Origin of the sequence: Microcoleus anatoxicus, from assembly GCF_042465725.1 — a bacterium.
In the GTDB taxonomy this organism is placed as follows: Bacteria; Cyanobacteriota; Cyanobacteriia; order Cyanobacteriales; family Microcoleaceae; genus Microcoleus; species Microcoleus anatoxicus.
Genome location: NZ_CP120853.1, coordinates 4,307,723 through 4,325,625, shown reverse-complemented (window position 1 = coordinate 4,325,625; position 17,903 = coordinate 4,307,723). Strand labels below are relative to the sequence as shown.

Sequence of the window (17,903 nt, the reverse complement as noted above, 5' to 3'; positions counted from 1 at the left end):
TCGTTATTAAGGGGGATGCGAGGGGGATCGAGATCTGTGCAACGACCCATTAAATTGGTATAATTCGGTTTATTGCCCCCAGATTCCTGCGCAGCCACCATCTCAAATAAGTTGACATTTTATGAGTATTATGATACCAATCAATGCCGAGCAGATCGACAATTTAGATTTGTCTCCGGTACAGACAGTAATTGACCAGTGGCTAGCAGCAGGGGCGATCGCCCAAAACGAACAACAGCTACAATTTGAAATAGAGTACCCGCGCGAAGATTTAGATCCGCGAGAAATTTCCGAAATCCCAGAGGTTCGGCTGTGGTTTATTCGCTTAGATGCTTATTATCCTTGGCTCCCCTTTCTGCTAGATTGGAAAGTCGGAGAATTAGCCCGCTATGCCGCCATGTTGGTGCCGCATCAGTTCCACCGCACCGAAGGAATTCAGTACAATCCTGAAGCTTTGGAAATGTTTTTGATGCACAAAATTTTTGTATTAACTGATTGGTTACATCAACAAGGAATTCCTAGCAAATCTAAGTTGATGTCGATGTCGCAAATGTTGGGCTATGACTTGGATGATGCTTTTTTTGATGTGATTTTACCGCAAAAATAGCCGATCGCACATCGAGTTTGCCAAAAATTATTCTTTCCCACCTAGAATATTAGACCAGCAACCCGAATTAGATCGCCATACAGATGAGTGTAGGCGGTTGCTACGCGAAACCCCAAACACCACTGACTCTTTGTTCTAGTTGGAAGCCCCAACTAGAGCCAAGGTCTGTTCGGGCATTACCCTGAAATCATGTAGTGTAACTATAGTTTACAATTAAGTAGTAAAGCCAAAAACACGGAAAAAAAATTTATTGATTCCGCGTCATGGAAATCCAGCCTGTTCCCCTCTTGATAAGGCGGTTGAAGCCGCCCGTGTCGCTTTTATCTCAGGTCTTTAGACACTGAGTTTCCCGCATACCGATTTTTATTATGAAAGATCTCACTCGTTATCGAAATATCGGCATCTTCGCCCACGTAGATGCAGGCAAGACCACTACAACTGAAAGAATCCTCAAGCTGACGGGTAAAATCCATAAGATTGGTGAAGTGCACGAAGGCGCGGCGACGACGGACTTCATGGAACAGGAGCAAGAGCGCGGAATTACAATTCAATCTGCTGCAACTACTTGTTTCTGGAATGAACACCAACTGAATATCATCGATACCCCTGGACACGTAGATTTCACCATTGAAGTTTACCGTTCTCTGAAGGTACTCGATGGTGGCATTGGTGTGTTTTGTGGTTCCGGTGGAGTTGAACCTCAATCGGAAACCAACTGGCGCTATGCCAACGATTCCAAAGTCGCTCGTGTCATCTACATCAATAAGCTCGATCGCACCGGTGCAGATTTTTACCGCGTTGTCAAGCAAGTTGACAAAATTCTTGCAGCCAAGCCCATGGTCATGGTATTGCCCATCGGCATAGAAGAAAAATTCTGTGGCGTAGTCGATCTGCTAACCCGCAAAGCCTGGATCTGGGATGACTCCGGCGATCCCATGAACTATCAAATTAAAGATGTTCCTGCCGATATGGTCGATGATGTCGAAACTTGGCGCGAACAGTTGATCGAACTGGCCGTCGAGCAAGACGACGCCCTGATGGAACAATATCTCGAAGGCAATGAGCCAAGTATTGAAGACCTCAAACGCTGCATTCGCAAAGGTACTCGCGATCGCGCCTTTTTCCCCACCTATTGCGGCTCATCCTTCAAAAACAAAGGCGTACAGTTAGTTCTCGATGCCGTCGTTGACTATCTGCCAAACCCCATGGAAGTCACACCGCAACCAGAAGTAGATCTCGATGGGAATGAAACGGGCGAATTTGCCCTTGTCGATCCCAGCAGACCATTGCGCGCCCTAGCATTCAAGATCATGGACGATCGCTACGGTGCCCTAACCTTCACCCGCCTGTACTCCGGTACTTTGTCCAAGGGCGACACCATACTCAACACCGCCACAGGCAAAACCGAGCGCGTCAGCCGTTTGGTAGAAATGCACGCCAACTCTCGCGAAGAAATTGACTCTGCCCAAGCAGGTGATATTGTGGCGATCGTCGGCATGAAAAACGTCCGCACCGGACACACCATCTGCGACCCCAAAAATCCCGCCACCCTAGAACCCATGGTGTTCCCAGAACCCGTGATTTCCATTTCGGTCAAACCGAAACAAAAAGGCGGCGAAGAAAAAATGGGAGCAGCCCTCACCAAAATGGTGCAAGAAGACCCATCCTTCCACATGGTCACAGATCAAGAGAGCGGCGAAACCATTCTCAAAGGCATGGGAGAACTCCACCTCGACATCAAAGTAGACATTCTCAAGCGCACCCACGGCATCGAAGTAGAAGTTGGCGAACCCCAAGTAGCCTACCGCGAGTCGATTACCAAGCGCCTAGAAGACGACTACACCCACAAAAAGCAATCCGGTGGTTCTGGTCAATTCGCCAAAATCGGCTACGTCATCGAGCCCGGTGAGCCTGGAAGTGGCTTCCAGTTTGAGTCAAAAGTGACCGGTGGTAGTGTACCGAGAGAATATTGGCCAGCGGTCGAAAAAGGCTTTGAAAGCTGTATCGACAAAGGTGTCTTGGCTGGATTCCCTTGCTTAGACTTGAAATTCACCCTCCTAGAAGGTGGTTTCCACCCCGTTGACTCCTCAGCCATGGCCTTTGAAATTGCAGCCAAAGCAGCCTATCGACAATCCCTCCCCAAAGCAGGGCCTCAATTGCTCGAACCAATTATGAACGTCGATGTATTCACCCCAGATGACTACATGGGCGACGTCATCGGCGACCTCAACCGCCGCCGGGGGATGATGAAATCTCAAGAAACAGGACAGACAGGAGCACGGATCAAGGCAGACGTGCCCTTGAGCGAAATGTTTGGCTACATCAGCGACTTGCGTACCATGACTTCTGGGCGCGGACAATTCTCCATGTCCTTCTCTCACTATGCTCCTTGTCCCAGCAACATCGCTGAAGAAGTGATCAAGCAAGCCAAAGAGCGTCAAGCTGCCAAGTAGTACATTTGACTCCTGGTAGCATCTATCTGGAGTCAAAAAGAAAAATCAAAGCCCCGACAACTTCTACGAAGTCGGGGATTTAATTTAGATAATTAAGTACAGTGAGGTTCGACAAAAAAATATGATTGAGTCGATCGCAACACTTTCACTAACAGACTTCCTCGCTCAACCAGATATTGAATCCTCACCTGCATGGGAATTGATTTTGGGACAAGCAGTTCAAAAAACTATGCCAACCCTTTTTCATTCGCGACTGCAACACAACTTGGTTAACTATATCAACGATCGGACCGATCGGTTTGAAGCGATACCAGAGTTACGTTGCTTGGTAATTCCCTACTCGCCGGTACCAGATATAGCGATTGTAGCAGGCGATCGGCTTACCGATGAAGACGGGCCACTTAACGGCGCACCGGATTGGTTAATTGAAATTCGATCGCCGGATCAAAGCACTTTAAACTTGCAGAATAAGATTCTCCATTGCCTCAGTAACGGCACGCAATTAGCATGGCTAATCGATATATCTCACCAACAAGTTTGGGTATGGCAGGGTGAGAATTTACCCATAATCTGTTCGGGTGCAGATATCTTACCAGTTTTAGGTATTCTCCCAGAACTTACGGTTGATGCTGTGATGGCTATGATTCGCCGACAATAGGCATCGGAATAAGCTGTTCGTTAAACCACTAACAAGGCCTGTAGGGTGCGTCAGCTCTCTCGCCCTAAAGACTAAAGGAAACGCTGGGGGCTGACGCACCCTACAATACTATTTTAAATGCGTAACACCTTATCATGTTTCCCCGACTCCTAAAACTTGTGCTGCGGTGAGTTTCAGATCGGGAAAAGTCGTTGAGACGATCGCATTGCTTCCTTGAAAAACAGCTTCTTCATACAGTCCATCTACCCATATCAGCACCGTAACTTTTGCTTGACTGGGGTCAACGATCCAGTATTCAGGAATTCCCCGTGCGGCATATTCCGATCGCTTGTAGCGGTAGTCTCGATCTTCATTCACTTTACCCGGAGAAACCACCTCAACCACTAATGCAGGTGGTGGCATATCCTGTGTAATTGTAGCTCGTCTGCCATCGATCGCCGCGAATAATTCCTCAGTCAAGATTATCAGGTCTGGAAAACGGACGCGGGTGCGATTTCCAGTGACTACAATCTCGGTATCTTTATGACGTATGAGTTTTATGGGGATAAACTTGAAGAATTCCACAAGCAGGTAGAGAGAAATCAAGTTATTTCTGTCACTTTCTGGAGGCATTTCAACTAATTCCCCATCTATGAGTTCATATTTGGTGTCTGTTCCATCGTCATAAACAAGGTATTCTTCTAGGGTGAGTTTTTTAGTCGCTGTCGTTGTCGTCATGGCGATCGCCCTTACAAATCTCTGTATTTAAACCTACGTCAATTATACCGTCCAATGCCTACCCTACCTTTATATTATCTGGCGTTCTTCTCTGCTAATTTGGTTGTGTTTCCCCGACTCCTAAAACTTGTGCTACGGTGAGTTTCAGATCGGGAAAAGTCGTCGATGCGATCGAATTGCTTCCTTGAAAAACAGCTTCTTCATACATTCCATCTACCCATATCAGCACGGTAACTTTTGCTTGACTGGGGTCAACGATCCAGTATTCAGGAATTCCCCGTGCGGCATATTCCGATCGCTTGTAGCGGTAGTCTCGATCTTCATTCACTTTACCCGGAGAAACCACCTCAACCACTAATGCAGGTGGTGGCATATCCTGTGTAATTGTAGCTCGTCTGCCATCGATCGCCGCGAATAATTCCTCTGTTAATATCATCAAATCTGGCAAACGAACACGAGTCCGTTGACCCATTACCACAATCTCCGTATCTTTGCAACAGATCAGATAAAAAGGAACGAGTTTGAGAAATTCTGACAGCAAATAAATGGCAATTCGGTTATTTCGATTCGTTTCTGGAGGCATTTCAACTAATTCTCCGTCTATGAGTTCATATTTGGTGTCTGTTCCATCGTCATAAACAAGGTATTCTTCTAGTGTGAGTTTTCTGGTCGCTGTCGTTGTCGTCATGGCGATCGCCCTTACAAATCTCTGTATTAAACCTATGTTAATTATAATGTTAAGTTCCACATCCTGCCTAACTCATGATTGAATCCAGATTTTTCAATCCTTAATTTGAATATAGCAATCCTAAATCATTTGTGAACTTCTTACTCCCTCCCCTTAGCAAGGGGAGGGTTGGGGTGGGGTAAAAAACTTTACAACTCCTGCAAGGATTGCTATAGCAATCCTAAATCATTTGTGAACTTCTTACCCCCTCCCCTTACTAAGGGGAGGGTTGGGGTGGGGTAAAAATCTTTACGACTCCTGCAAGGATTGCTATAGGACTTGGGTTTTAAGCAACGGAGGAGACGGCTTTTGGAGTGTCCCTACATGATTATTTGGGGTAGTCCAAGGGCAATGCCGTGTCCGATTTCTTAAGTTTTTCTGTATAAGTTCTGTTGATTTTTTCTAATCCTGTGATAATAATAAACAAGCTGCACTAAATTATTACTTAAGGGGAATTTGAATGAACGTTTTGCTTGTCTATCCGCAATTTCCCAAAAGTTTCTGGTCTTTTGAGAAAACCCTAGCTTTACTCAATCGATCGGCAATGCTGCCACCTCTAGGTTTAGTCACAGTAGCTGCCATTCTGCCACAAGATTGGCAATTTAAGTTAGTCGATCGCAATGTGCGTCAAATTACCGAAGCCGAATGGGCCTGGACAGACTTAGTGATTCTGTCCGCAATGATTGTCCAAAAAGAAGATTTACTCCTCCAAATTCAGGAAGCCAAGCAGAGAAATAAGCAAGTCGCCGTAGGTGGCCCCTATCCCACAGCATTACCCGACGAAGCAAAAACGGCCGGTGCAGATTATCTAATTTTAGATGAAGGTGAAATTACCTTACCATTATTTGTGGAGGCGATCGGCAACGGAGTCACTTCAGGCATCTTCCGAGCTGGTGGCGAAAGACCCGATGTCACCGGTACACCAATCCCCAGATTCGACTTACTAGAATTTGAAGCCTACGCCGAAATGTCAGTCCAATTCTCACGAGGTTGTCCCTTCCAGTGCGAATTTTGTGACATTATCGTCCTCTACGGTCGCAAACCACGAACCAAAAACCCGGAGCAGATAATCGCAGAACTCGATCGCCTTTATGAACTCGGTTGGCGGCGTAGCATTTTCATGGTTGATGACAACTTCATCGGAAACAAACGCAACGTCAAACTATTCCTAAAAGAACTTCTACCCTGGATGGTAGAACATCAATATCCATTTTCCTTTGCGACAGAAGCTTCCGTAGATTTAGCCAACGACCAAGAATTGATGGATGCCATGGTCGCCTGTAATTTTGGTTCAGTCTTTTTAGGCATTGAAACACCAGATGAAGAAAGCCTAGCCCTGACTCAAAAATACCAAAATACCAGGAGTTCTCTCAGCGAAGCCGTGGAGAGAATCACTCGCACAGGTATACGAGTAATGGCAGGATTCATCATTGGATTTGATGGAGAAAAGCCAGGAGCAGGTGCACGAATTGTCCAGTTTGTAGAGCAAACATCAATTCCCACAGCTCTGTTTAGTATGCTGCAAGCCCTTCCTGATACAGCACTCTGGCATCGGTTAGCAAAGGAAGGAAGATTACGCAAAGAATCCGCTAATATCAATCAGACAACTTTAATGAACTTTGTGCCGACGAGACCCCTCGAAGACATTGCTCAGGAGTATATTGAAGCATTCTGGGAATTATATGAGCCAAAGCGTTTTCTCGATCGCACTTACCGCCACTATCGCCTTTTAGGAGAAGCCACCTATCCCAAAAAAGGCAAAGGTAGTAGCAAAAAAGTTAACTGGGTCACAATCCGGGCGCTACTGACAATTTGCTGGCGACAAGGCGTACTGCGCAGCACACGCTGGCAATTTTGGAGCCATTTGTTCAGTATGTACTACCATAACCCCGGTGGTGTCAGCAGCTATCTCTCCGTTTGCGCCCAAATCGAGCATTTCTTCGAGTATCGCCAGATTGTCCGCGATGAAATTGAAGCACAAGTGGCTGAGTTTCTAGCGACTGAATTTGAACCCATTAACTCAGATGAAAAGATGGCAGTGATTTAATTTTGGCTTGAAGAATTAAGCTAGGGAGCGCTTACACCCATAGATTCTAGCGCCCTAGGCAAATAATTGACGTCGATTTCGGTGCTAGTCAGAGCCAAAGCTCTGGCTTGTTTTTTTGACATCAAGTTCTTCGATGTTTACTTAAGTAAGTGTCACCCAAAAAATACATTGACATCTAGAAAATACACTTACGAATAAACACTTACACCAGCACTCAAAATTATGAGTAACCACCTCATCAAAAATTGTGGTATGATACATTTAATTTTTCTGGTCAAAATTTTAGTTTCAATAAATAATTGCTCGATTGCGATCGATTATGAACACTAAGTTATCAGTATAAGTGGAGGCAGTTCAAATGTATGGTTTAGTTAATCGTGCGATTCAAGACATGGTATGCGATCTGTTTGATGAAGCTACTTGGGAAAAAATCAAACAGAAAGCGGAAGTTATAGATCAGCAATTTCTGATTTTAGAAGCTTATCCCGATGATTTGACTCATCGTCTAGTTAAATCTGCTAGTCAAGAGCTAGGCTTATCTAGTGCAGAAATTATGCAAGCTTTTGGTGAATACTGGGTTAAATTTACGGCTACTGCGGGTTATCAAGAAATACTAGATATGGCGGGAGATACATTACCGGAATTTCTCGAAAATCTCGATGATTTACATACTCGGATTGGGGTGCAATTCCCTAAGTTGCAACCACCATCTTTTGAATGTACAGAAGTTGCCGAAAATGTGATAGACCTGCATTATCAGTCTACACGGGAAGGTCTGGCACCCATGGTAGTTGGGTTAGTCAAGGGTTTGGGCGATCGCTTCCACACAGCAGTTGATATCACCCAAACGGAATCCCGTGAAGCAGGATGCGAACGTGACACATTTCGGATTGAATACAGAGCGGAATAGACTGCAAAATATTCATGAATAAGCCACTGTATACACTGAATCCCCAGACTTTTTGTGAGATATTTCCCTTTCATCTAGGATTTAATCACAATCTGGAAATTGTCCAGGTTGGGGAGGTATTACAACGGACTCATCAAATCACATTATTAGGTGAACAAATAGATCTACATTTTCAAATTCATCAGCCAGCGATCGCCTTTGACATTTTAAAGATTCAGAAAAAAATCAAATCATTATTTATTCTAGAATCCAAGCATAATTCTCTAAAATTAAAGGGGCAAATGGTCGCTCTGAAAGAGGAACAGGTGATCCTGTTTATTTGCTCGGTGTGGGATCCAGATTCAAGCCTGCTATCCAAATTAGCTGTCAAGTTGAAAGACTTTGCAATTCACGATCTGACTCCCGATTTTTTGTTTTTGCAACAAACTAGCCAAACGGCTATTCGGGAAGTTCAAAGCTTGACGGAAGAATTAACTCAGCAGAAAATTCAGATTCAAGCATCACTAGAAGTGCAGAAAGAACTGACATCTTTATCCCAAAATCAAGCACAACATTTAAGACAGGCTTTGAGTGACATTAAGGAAACACAATCACAGCTAATTCAAGCAGAGAAAATGTCAAGTTTAGGTATGTTAGTCGCCGGAATAGCCCATGAGATAAATAATCCGGTAACTTTTATTCATGGTAATTTGAGATATCTGCAAGAATACGTAGAAAGCCTGATTAAATTATTACAGCTTTATCAAAAATACTATCCGCAACCCCCATCAGAAATCGCCACAGAAGCGGATATAATCGATATCGTTTTTTTAGAAACCGACCTTCCCAAATTACTAAATTCTATCAAAATTGGCACGGAACGCATCTGCAAAATTGTAGATTCTCTCAAAAATTTTTCCCGCCATGATGAAGCGAAAAAGAAAGCTGTAGATATTCATTCTGGCATTGATAGCACTTTGTTGATTTTACAGCATCGGCTGAAAGCTTATGGTAAAAATGCCGAGATTCAAGTGATTAAACAATATGGTGAATTACCCTTAATCAATTGCTACGCATCGTCAATTAATCAGGTATTTATGAATATTATCAGTAATAGCATAGATGCTTTGCGAGATGCAGAGGAAAACTGTGCTGACTGGAATCAAGAACCTACCATTGTGATTCGGACTTTAGTCAATGATATTCAGAATTTGGTAGTGAGGATTGCTGACAATGGTATGGGTATGGAACAATCGGCGATGGATAAAATATTTGACCCATTTTTTACAACGAAGCCCGTGGGAAAGGGTACGGGTTTGGGATTGTCAATTAGCTATGGGATTGTGGTGGAAAAACACGGGGGTAAGTTAAGCTGTATTTCTGCACCGGGAGATGGGGCGGAATTTGCGATCGAAATTCCGCTGTTAAATTCCTAACTCTTGCACCCACCCATTCCCTTCTCTTAATAGCACTTATTTAAAGAAAATTATCACCAATCTCAGTAGGATGTTAAAACAATTGGAGTTAAGGAGATGTTAATAGCAAAGTTTTGGTCAAACTATAGTTTTCGTACTAAGTTATCTATGTTGATCGTGAGTTGTGTGGTTTTACCAACTATTTTAGTAATTCACAACATTCTTCATTTAGCTGAAAATTATTTACTGCAAAGGATGCAACAGACTCTACAAACAAGTTTAGGAATCCTAGAGTGGCAAGTCAAACAAGTTGAAAAATTTCAGGCAGATATTGCTATCAGTTTAGCAGAATCTGTAGAAAATACTAATATCGATCTCAACGATCCTGTCACCGTTGACCAGCAATTAAAGGTTCTACAAAAAAGTATTAATCATTCGATAAAATTTTCTTTTCAACCTAGTTTTTCTATCCTGACGGATGCTCAGGGAAAAACTATTGCTCAAAATATTCAAATACTAAAAGATGACTTCACTCGCTATCCAGAATTACCTTCCCAGGGACAAGTACCAGCCTCTTTAGTGTATGATGTAGTCCCCTTGGTTAGAAAAATTGACATGGGTACTTTGCCCATAGTTAATCATGCTATTAAAGAAGAAAAGATTTTATCTGGCTTAGAATTATTCAATTCCGAATTGTTGCAACAGATGGGTATAGAACGTCAGGCAAATATTGGTGAGAGATTTCAAAAAACCCAGGAATTGCCCATCAACAAACAACCTTTTTCTGCGGGAACTTACAATATTAATGCGGAAAAAATTGGATTAGTAATAATTGTTGTTTATCCCATTAAACGAGAAAAGAAAGTTATTGGTAGTACCATTGTTGGTACGTTGCTAAACCGTAATTATCAGATTGTTGACACTGTAAGGCAAATTTCCGGTGCAACCACAGTGACTATATTTGCTCAAGACTGGCGAGTTAGTACCAATGTTCCCTATCCTGATGGTAAGACGAGAGCAATTGGAACAAGAGTTGCGAGAGAAGTTGCTGAAGTTGTGCTGGATAGAGGGGAAATATTTTTGGGGAATACTAACATCGTCGGTCAAAACTATATGACTGCTTATGCTCCTATTTATAACTACGAACATCAGCTAAATATCCAGACAAAACCAATTGGTATATACTATGTTGGCGATTCAGAAGTTCAGGTAAAAGAAGTGTTGATGAAACTGGCTTTAACAGGTTACACCGTGGGCATTAGTATTTTAATATTAGCTGTTGGTGTTGGGTTGATAGCAGCAAAGACATTTTCTTATCCTCTGCACCGTCTCACGGAATTTGCTCAACAAGTAGGACAAGGAAAGCAGGGAGTGCGACTGAAGTTAAATAACCGCAGCGATGAAATTGGTATCCTGACTCGTGAATTAAATCACATGGCAACTGCCATTGAAGAAAATTTGATTAGGTTAGTAGCTTCAGAATCTGCGCTGAAAGAAGCAGAAATAAATCGTCGCCAATTAGCCCAAGAAAAAGCAAGTCAGTTAGAAGCAACACTACAAAAACTTTACTCGACTCAATCCCAACTGATTCAAACGGAAAAAATGTCTAGTTTGGGACTGTTAGTTGCCGGCGTAGCTCACGAAATCAACAATCCAGTCAACTTTATTCACGGCAATCTTAAATATGCCAAGCAATATGTTGGAGGTTTAATGGAATTAATTGATTTATACCAAAAAATATATCCGAATTCCAGAGAAGAAATTAAAGCGAAAATGGAAGATATTGACTTAGATTTTATGACCAAAGATTTACCCAAAATTTTGAATTCGATGGAAATGGGAAGCGAAAGAATTCGCAAAATAGTTAAGTCTCTCCGAATTTTTTCCCGTCACGATGAAGCGGAAATCAAACCTGTAGATATTCATTCTGGAATTGATAGCACTCTGTTAATTTTGCAGCATCGACTGAAAGCTAATGATGAATTTCTAGAGATTCAAGTGATTAAACAATATGGTGAATTACCCTTAGTTAAGTGCTACGCATCGTCAATTAATCAGGTATTTATGAATATTATTAGTAATAGCATAGATGCTTTGCGAGATGCAGAGGAAAATTGTGCTGACTGGAATCAAGAACCTACCATTGTGATTCGGACTTTAGTCAATGATACTCAGAATTTGGTAGTCAGGATTGCTGACAATGGTATGGGTATGGAACAATCGGCGATGGATAAAATATTTGACCCATTTTTTACAACGAAGCCCGTGGGAAAGGGTACGGGTTTGGGATTGTCAATTAGCTATGGGATTGTGGTGGAAAAACACGGGGGTAAGTTAAGCTGTATTTCTGCACCGGGAGAGGGGGCGGAATTTGCGATCGAAATTCCGCTGTTAAATTCCTAACTCTTGCACTTGTTTATTGCTGTGTGGTTGAGATTAATTGACCGGATAGGATATAAAAATTGAGGGTAGAGCCACCAGATATACTTGGATTTAGGCACAGGTTTCAATCTATAGCAGTCCTTGCAGGAGTCGTAAAGTTTTTTACCCCACCCCAACCCTCCCCTTATCAAGGGGAGGGAGTAAGAAATTCACAAATGATGCGAGGATTGCTATATGTTATAATTAATCAAAGTTGAGGAATCCTTATGTCAAAAGAAAGAAAAAGTAACAAAGAAGTCAAAAAGCCAAAGAAACAGCCTGATGGTGTTGCTAAGCCGAAAAATGACAACAAAAATTATGGTAGTACAGAAGGCCGCAAGTAGAGATAGCAGCCACTGTCGAAATTGCGCTTAATGTTGTTCAATTTTCATTGTTGCCATTAGTAACAGAGATCGCGCCACGTTTCCAGGATATCCGGTATCAATTTATGTTCGATCGGACCTAGGTGGCGATCGCAAGAGAGAGCGGCATTTGCGATCGAAATTCCGCTCTAGTTTAAATTTAAAGCTCAACCAGTAGCAGCATTGGTGATTGTTTGCGTTTCCCAAGTTGCGACAGCACCCGCAGCAGTTAAACAGAAATAGCCACTGGCAGATTCCGAGACTGTGGCTCCCCCTAACTGAGTACCCTCAAAGTTCGCTCCGATTAAGGTAGCTCCCCTCAAGTCAGCTTCGCTCAAGTCGGCGTAGCACAGCCTGGCCCAATCGAGATTGGCTTGCACCAAAGAAACTCCAGCCAAATTCGCCCTGGTTAAATTTGCTCCCGTCAACTTGACATTCCGCAACTGAGCTCCCGTGAGATTGGCTGCTTCCAAATTTGAGCCTTCCAAGTTGACACCGTTGAGTTTTGCTTCGCTGAGATTGACACCATTGAGATCGGTTCCACTCAAATCGATGCCGTTGATGTATGCTTTTTTCAGACAGATGCCCGTGAGTTGGGCTCCAAAGAGCATCGCACCGCTGAGTTTTGCCCCCCCTAAGTTTGCCCAGTTAAGGTTTGAGCCGGTCAGATTCGCGCCCCGCAGGTTGATGAATTGCAAGTCACCATTACACAAATTGGCGTTCCAGAGGATGGCACTCCGCAGGTTGCTACCGATGAGTAGAACGCCACTGAGTCGCGCTCTGGGCAGTTTTGCTTTGACGAGGAAAGCTCCGCTGAGATTGGCTTTGGTCAAATCGGAGTCCGCTAGTCTGGCTTCGCCCATTTTGGCAAAACTGAGATTTGCCCTGTGAAGGTTAGCACCGCTGAGTTGTGCTTTGGTGAGAACAGCCCTGCTGAGGTTCGCCCCGACAAGATTAGCCTTTGAAAGGTTGACTCCACTGAGGTTGGCTCCACTGAGGTTGACTCCTGCAAAGTCTCTTTTGCCATTTTCATAGTCCTTGAGCAGCTCGGTTACTTCCATAGAAGTCTCATCTCGAAATATGAACTATTACTAAATATTTTATATCTAAATTTTATATTTAATCGAGTTAGGGCGATCGCACTTGGCAGAATTGTGAAAATTAACTTGATATTTCTCAATATATGTTGTTTTTTGTAATTTTTTATTAATAATTTGGTCTCAATTTTGTGGGCAAACTAACCAAAATTTAGTTAGATGGTAGCCCACATCGCTCACAGGGAAATCTGTGTCACTGCAATATTGCCACCAAAACAGACATCCACATCAGTACCCGGTGTCCGATCGCGCTTGCTGTATTCACCCACATAATTAAAGTATTCTCCCTCCTGGTGATATACCAGCGGCAAAGGCTCAGTAGAAGGGCGACAAAACACAATTTCCGGTTCCGCACTTCCGGGTGCTAAATGTGGGAAATTCACATTCCAGAAACAACCTGATTTGGGTTCCCGATTGAGCAAATCTGCCAACACCCGCGATGTCCAACGAGTCGCCACTTCCCAGTCTATCTCCCAAGGTCTTTTAATCCAGTGGGAAATCGCCACACCTGGAATCCCGTGCATCGCCGCTTCCCGCACGGCGGCAACAGTACCAGAAAGGTAGACATCAACGCCCAAATTACCGCCGGCATTAATACCGGAAAGTACCAAATCGGGTTTTGGACACAGGTGATTGAGGGCGATGCGAACGCAGTCTGCGGGTGTTCCTCCTACAGCATACTCGACGGACGATCGGCGATCGACATGAATCGGACTGTGAGCAGTCACCTGGTGTCCACAGCCAGACAATTGCCCTTGAGGGGCTACCACAATCGTCTTGCCGCTTACCGCTTGCAAAAGAGCCTGAATGCCTGGAGCGTCTATGCCGTCGTCGTTGGTTAAAATTATGGTCATTGCTTATTGGTTATTGGTTATTTCTCTGTATTCCCTGCTCGATTCCCCCCTTGGGGGGGGTAGGGGGGGGTTGCCCAATGCCCATTGGTGTCAACTTAAGGCCAGATCCCCCCTAGCCGAGAGGGCGGGCACGGGGGCACCGCCCCTACAGAAGGGGGGAACCGGAATCTTCTCTTTCGTCCCCCTTCCCCATCCCCCCTTGGGGGGGGCAGGGGGGGGTGGGGGCTAGGGCGTGTTTTCAAACTACTCCTTAAGATTTAGATCCCCCTAAATCCCCCTTAAAAAGGGGGACTTAAAGACTCTTTCCCCCCCTTTTTAAGGGGGGCTGGGGGGGATCTTTGGGTTTGAAAACACGCCCTAGGGGGGGTGGGGATGCGAGGGGGATCTTGCAGTCGTCTATAAACAAAAGATACAAAGGATTTCAGGCGATTGTTGACACCAATGCCCAATGCCCGATGACCAATGCCCAATGCCCGATGCCCTGAAAACATATAATCCCAAAATACCCAGAACACATCACCAACTTGTGGTAAAGTTTTGTGTCGATCGCCCGATCGCCAAATATTAACACAAGTTCAGTTAAACGCGCTTACAGTAATGTTTTTGCCAATTTTCCCCCTCGCTCAAACAATCGCCGCACCTCCTACCCAACAGCAACTGATTATCCAGCCAGAACTACCCGTACCGGAAAACGAACTAGATTTACCCCCACAGCCCAGCAGCAGTCCACTGAAAACCCTGATGCAGCGCCAGCAAGTGCGGATTTTGCCGGGACAACTTGACAACATCCCGGTTTTCAATAGCAACAGCCCCGAAGTCGTGCAAACCGAAGGCATCTTGCTCTCGACATTTCCCCAAGAAGCAAAACAAGTACCTTCGGCGCACTTAAACTTTCCCTTCAAAGGCAGATTTGACATCTTTGCTCACCACATAGCCAAGGCAAAAAATCGCGAACAAACTCGCACTTTATTTCAAGGAATAATTGTCTACAATCCCAATGACGAGCCTGTCACTTTGAATGTATTGCAAGGAGCGACTTATTTAACTCGGCCCGATGCTCTGTTTGTCGATTTGCCTTCCTATTTAGACAATCGATTCGGCACTGTGTTTGCTGGGCCTGGGAGCCGCATCACCAGTGATGTGCTGCGGGGGTACAGACAAGGGATTTTGCCGGCTGCGATCGAAATTCCAGCCAAGCAGAGCCGAATGCTGATGAATTTGCCCATACCTGTGGGGAATGTCACGCCTGCTTCTAATGGTCGATCGACTTTAATGCGAGTATCGAGCAGCAATTCGGTTTATGTTGCTAGTTTGGCGATGTTTGCTCCCAAAACTCCCGCCGGAGTCGAACAATATCCGACGTTAGAACAGTGGGAAAATATTTTAAATACCAAGGGTTTAGCAGGGCCGAGGGATTTAGCACCAACGGCTATCGGCTTAAATCCTGAGCAAAAAATTTATGGTCGGGTTGCGGGAGTAGCGTCTGGTTCCCAGTGGGAAGCTAAAATTACTGATAGTTCAAACACGGATTATTTAACTATTCCCAAACCAGGGGAGGAATTTTCCTATGCCTTGAGCACTACGGATACGGGTACTTTTGGCACTGGTCAAATTCAAAGTGCTAAAATGTTAGCTCGTTATCCCGATACGGCTTATTTTGCCCACGGTAATTATGGCATTCAATATAACTTAAGTTTTCCGCTTTATAACAAATCTCGCGAGTCTCAATCTGTGAGTATTAAGATGCAAACACCGATTAAGGCTAATACAGAATCGGGGGGATTGATGTTTTACGACCCTCCTGAAAATCGGATATTTTTCCGAGGTACGGTGCGGGTAATGTTTAGTGACGATCGAGGTAAGACTTTGACGCGCTACATTCACATCGTGCAGCGCCGGGGACAGCAGGGGGAACCTTTGGTGAATTTGAATATGAAGCCTGGGGAAAGGCGTTTGGTGCAGGTGGATTTCTTGTATCCGCCGGATGCGACGCCGCCGCAAGTCTTGACGGTGCGATCGAGTAATTAGTGGATTGTGATTGAGTTAGGGCGATCGGCCAGTAGGTAGAATCTTACTGGCAACAATGATAAAGTTTATACAACTGCCGAATAAGGAGAATAGTTATGTCTGTTCAGATGCAAAGACGGCTATTTACAGTGCAAGAATATCACCTAATGGGTGAGGCTGGCATTTTGGGTGAAGATGACCGAGTGGAATTGATAGAAGGAGAAATTGTTCAGATGGCTGCAATTGGTACTCGTCATGCAAGTTCGGTTAAGCGTCTGATCGCTGTGTTCTCTGATTTGGAGAGAAGACGTGCGATTATAGGCGCTCAAGACCCGATCCAGTTAACAGAAAAAACTGAACCTCAACCGGATGTTGTATTGCTGCAACCTCGCGCTGACTACTACGCTACTGCACATCCAGTACCATCGGAAGTTTTGTTGTTAGTGGAGGTTTCTGATAGCACTGTTGGTTTCGATCGCGATGTGAAAGTTCCTAACTATGCTCGTTCTGGTATTCAGGAAGTATGGTTGTGGGATCTGGATGTGAATTGTTTAGAAGTTTACCGTTATCCGACGGCTAATGGCTATACTTCAATGCAAAAGTTTGAGCGGGGAGAAATGGTTGCGCCGCTAGCTTTTCCTGAGTTTGAAGTAAGCGTTGATTTTATTTTGGGTTAGAGCGATAAGGAAGTAGATAAGCTATCGTACATCTAGGAGGATATCGAGCAAATCCAAGTGCAACAATTTTGGTGGTATTGCAGAGATGTTGATTAACTAAAGGAGAAATTATGGATGCTTGTTTTGAAATATTACTTTCGACAAGACAAACTCTTGATTATTTAGAAGTTCATCAGGAAACTTTTACTTGGGGTGGCATAGAATATCCCCAAGGTGAAAAGTATTACGTTTGGGGCAAATATATAAAATTAGTAGAACGGGAAATTCCAGCCCATATAATCAAGCGCTTACCCCCCGCTTACGAAAATCTGCAATGGGTGAACTTTTCGGTGCAAGGGAAAGGATTGGACTTGTTAGAATCCGAGGTGAATGGTGAGCAGATAGATTGGGAAGGCAAAAGTTTTGATGATTTTCTCAAGTTGATTCTGACTGAACAACCTCAATGGGTTGTGGTATTTGAATGGCACTGCGATCGCCTAGATAGTCTATACGAACAAAATGTTAGTGAGTGCATTGGTCAGATTAAAAATAACTTGAAATGGGAGAATAATAGAGAGGGATTTCTCGTACTATCTGTCCCAGAAAATGAGATTTACTCATCGATGTCTGTCGGTGGTGTCGCACAGACCCAACCGGGGTTGAAACCCCTGGCTAATAGCGAAAGTCGGTTGAAACCGACTGAAAAACTGAAATAAAAATCAAAAACTCTTTAGTCCTCTTTAGAGGACTTTCGCTATGAGACAGGGGTTTCAACCCCGGTTGGACTATGAAGCTAACCGAGGCTTCTGGACACTCGCACAACCAAAGAAACCGGGTTTTTCCCCGAATCTTCGCACTCTCACCAAGTCTATGGTAAAAACCCGGTTTCTGGCCACACGCGCACTATCAAAATCACTGACACTCTCATTGAATAGTCATAGCATAATAAAAATATGAAGTGCGATCGCCCTTCCTGATTTTAGTCGCTTCACC

At 44.1% G+C, this 17,903-nt stretch carries 14 protein-coding genes; 10 read left to right on the top strand and 4 right to left on the bottom strand.

The window, feature by feature from the left end; genetic code table 11:
• Window positions 1–121: 121 nt before the first annotated feature.
• The 3 genes from P2A85_RS18765 (at window position 122) to P2A85_RS18755 (ending at window position 3,718) form a co-directional block, all read left to right on the top strand.
• Window positions 122–607 (top strand): CRR6 family NdhI maturation factor, encoded by a 486-nt coding sequence (locus P2A85_RS18765; RefSeq protein ID WP_377474630.1) that lies wholly within the window; start codon window positions 122–124, stop codon window positions 605–607.
• Window positions 608–975: 368 nt separating this feature from the next.
• On the top strand, window positions 976–3,060 hold the full coding sequence (gene fusA, locus P2A85_RS18760; protein ID WP_377474628.1) for an elongation factor G: 2,085 nt from the start codon (window positions 976–978) through the stop codon (window positions 3,058–3,060).
• Window positions 3,061–3,181: 121 nt separating this feature from the next.
• Window positions 3,182–3,718 (top strand): Uma2 family endonuclease, encoded by a 537-nt coding sequence (locus P2A85_RS18755; protein WP_377474626.1) that lies wholly within the window; start codon window positions 3,182–3,184, stop codon window positions 3,716–3,718.
• 132 nt (window positions 3,719–3,850) lie between these two features.
• Here the strand turns inward: P2A85_RS18755 and P2A85_RS18750 are convergent, their stop codons facing one another.
• Window positions 3,851–4,435 (bottom strand): Uma2 family endonuclease, encoded by a 585-nt coding sequence (locus P2A85_RS18750; protein ID WP_377474624.1) that lies wholly within the window; start codon window positions 4,433–4,435, stop codon window positions 3,851–3,853.
• Between the two features lie 94 nt (window positions 4,436–4,529).
• A complete protein-coding gene (locus P2A85_RS18745; RefSeq protein WP_377474622.1) occupies window positions 4,530–5,183 on the bottom strand; it encodes a Uma2 family endonuclease in 654 nt (217 codons plus the stop codon).
• Between the two features lie 439 nt (window positions 5,184–5,622).
• Here P2A85_RS18745 and P2A85_RS18740 point away from each other — a divergent pair, with 439 nt between their 5' ends.
• The 4 genes from P2A85_RS18740 (at window position 5,623) to P2A85_RS18725 (ending at window position 11,916) form a co-directional block, all read left to right on the top strand.
• Window positions 5,623–7,209, top strand: a complete 1,587-nt coding sequence (locus P2A85_RS18740) for a B12-binding domain-containing radical SAM protein (protein ID WP_377474620.1) — start codon at window positions 5,623–5,625, stop codon at window positions 7,207–7,209.
• 358 nt (window positions 7,210–7,567) lie between these two features.
• Window positions 7,568–8,119 (top strand): heme NO-binding domain-containing protein, encoded by a 552-nt coding sequence (locus tag P2A85_RS18735; protein ID WP_377474618.1) that lies wholly within the window; start codon window positions 7,568–7,570, stop codon window positions 8,117–8,119.
• Between the two features lie 14 nt (window positions 8,120–8,133).
• The gene (locus tag P2A85_RS18730) at window positions 8,134–9,534 is read left to right on the top strand and encodes an ATP-binding protein (RefSeq protein WP_377474616.1); all 1,401 of its coding nucleotides are present in this window, start codon (window positions 8,134–8,136) and stop codon (window positions 9,532–9,534) included.
• Between the two features lie 96 nt (window positions 9,535–9,630).
• Window positions 9,631–11,916: a cache domain-containing protein gene (locus P2A85_RS18725; protein WP_377474614.1), complete on the top strand. Its 2,286-nt coding sequence runs from the start codon at window positions 9,631–9,633 to the stop codon at window positions 11,914–11,916.
• A gap of 547 nt (window positions 11,917–12,463) precedes the next feature.
• Here the strand turns inward: P2A85_RS18725 and P2A85_RS18720 are convergent.
• Together P2A85_RS18720 and surE are read right to left on the bottom strand one after the other, a co-directional pair.
• The gene (locus tag P2A85_RS18720; protein WP_377474612.1) at window positions 12,464–13,357 is read right to left on the bottom strand and encodes a pentapeptide repeat-containing protein; all 894 of its coding nucleotides are present in this window, start codon (window positions 13,355–13,357) and stop codon (window positions 12,464–12,466) included.
• Between the two features lie 212 nt (window positions 13,358–13,569).
• A complete protein-coding gene (surE, locus tag P2A85_RS18715) occupies window positions 13,570–14,247 on the bottom strand; it encodes a 5'/3'-nucleotidase SurE (RefSeq protein WP_377474610.1) in 678 nt (225 codons plus the stop codon).
• 597 nt (window positions 14,248–14,844) lie between these two features.
• Between surE and P2A85_RS18710 the strand changes: the two genes are divergently transcribed.
• From P2A85_RS18710 to P2A85_RS18700, 3 genes are all read left to right on the top strand, one after another.
• Complete coding sequence (locus P2A85_RS18710; RefSeq protein ID WP_371114222.1) at window positions 14,845–16,275, top strand: DUF3370 domain-containing protein; 1,431 nt, start codon at window positions 14,845–14,847, stop codon at window positions 16,273–16,275.
• Window positions 16,276–16,370: 95 nt separating this feature from the next.
• Window positions 16,371–16,931, top strand: coding sequence for a Uma2 family endonuclease (locus P2A85_RS18705; RefSeq protein ID WP_341735500.1), 561 nt, complete (start codon window positions 16,371–16,373; stop codon window positions 16,929–16,931).
• 110 nt (window positions 16,932–17,041) lie between these two features.
• Window positions 17,042–17,626: a hypothetical protein gene (locus tag P2A85_RS18700; RefSeq protein WP_377474608.1), complete on the top strand. Its 585-nt coding sequence runs from the start codon at window positions 17,042–17,044 to the stop codon at window positions 17,624–17,626.
• Window positions 17,627–17,903 lie beyond the last annotated feature (277 nt).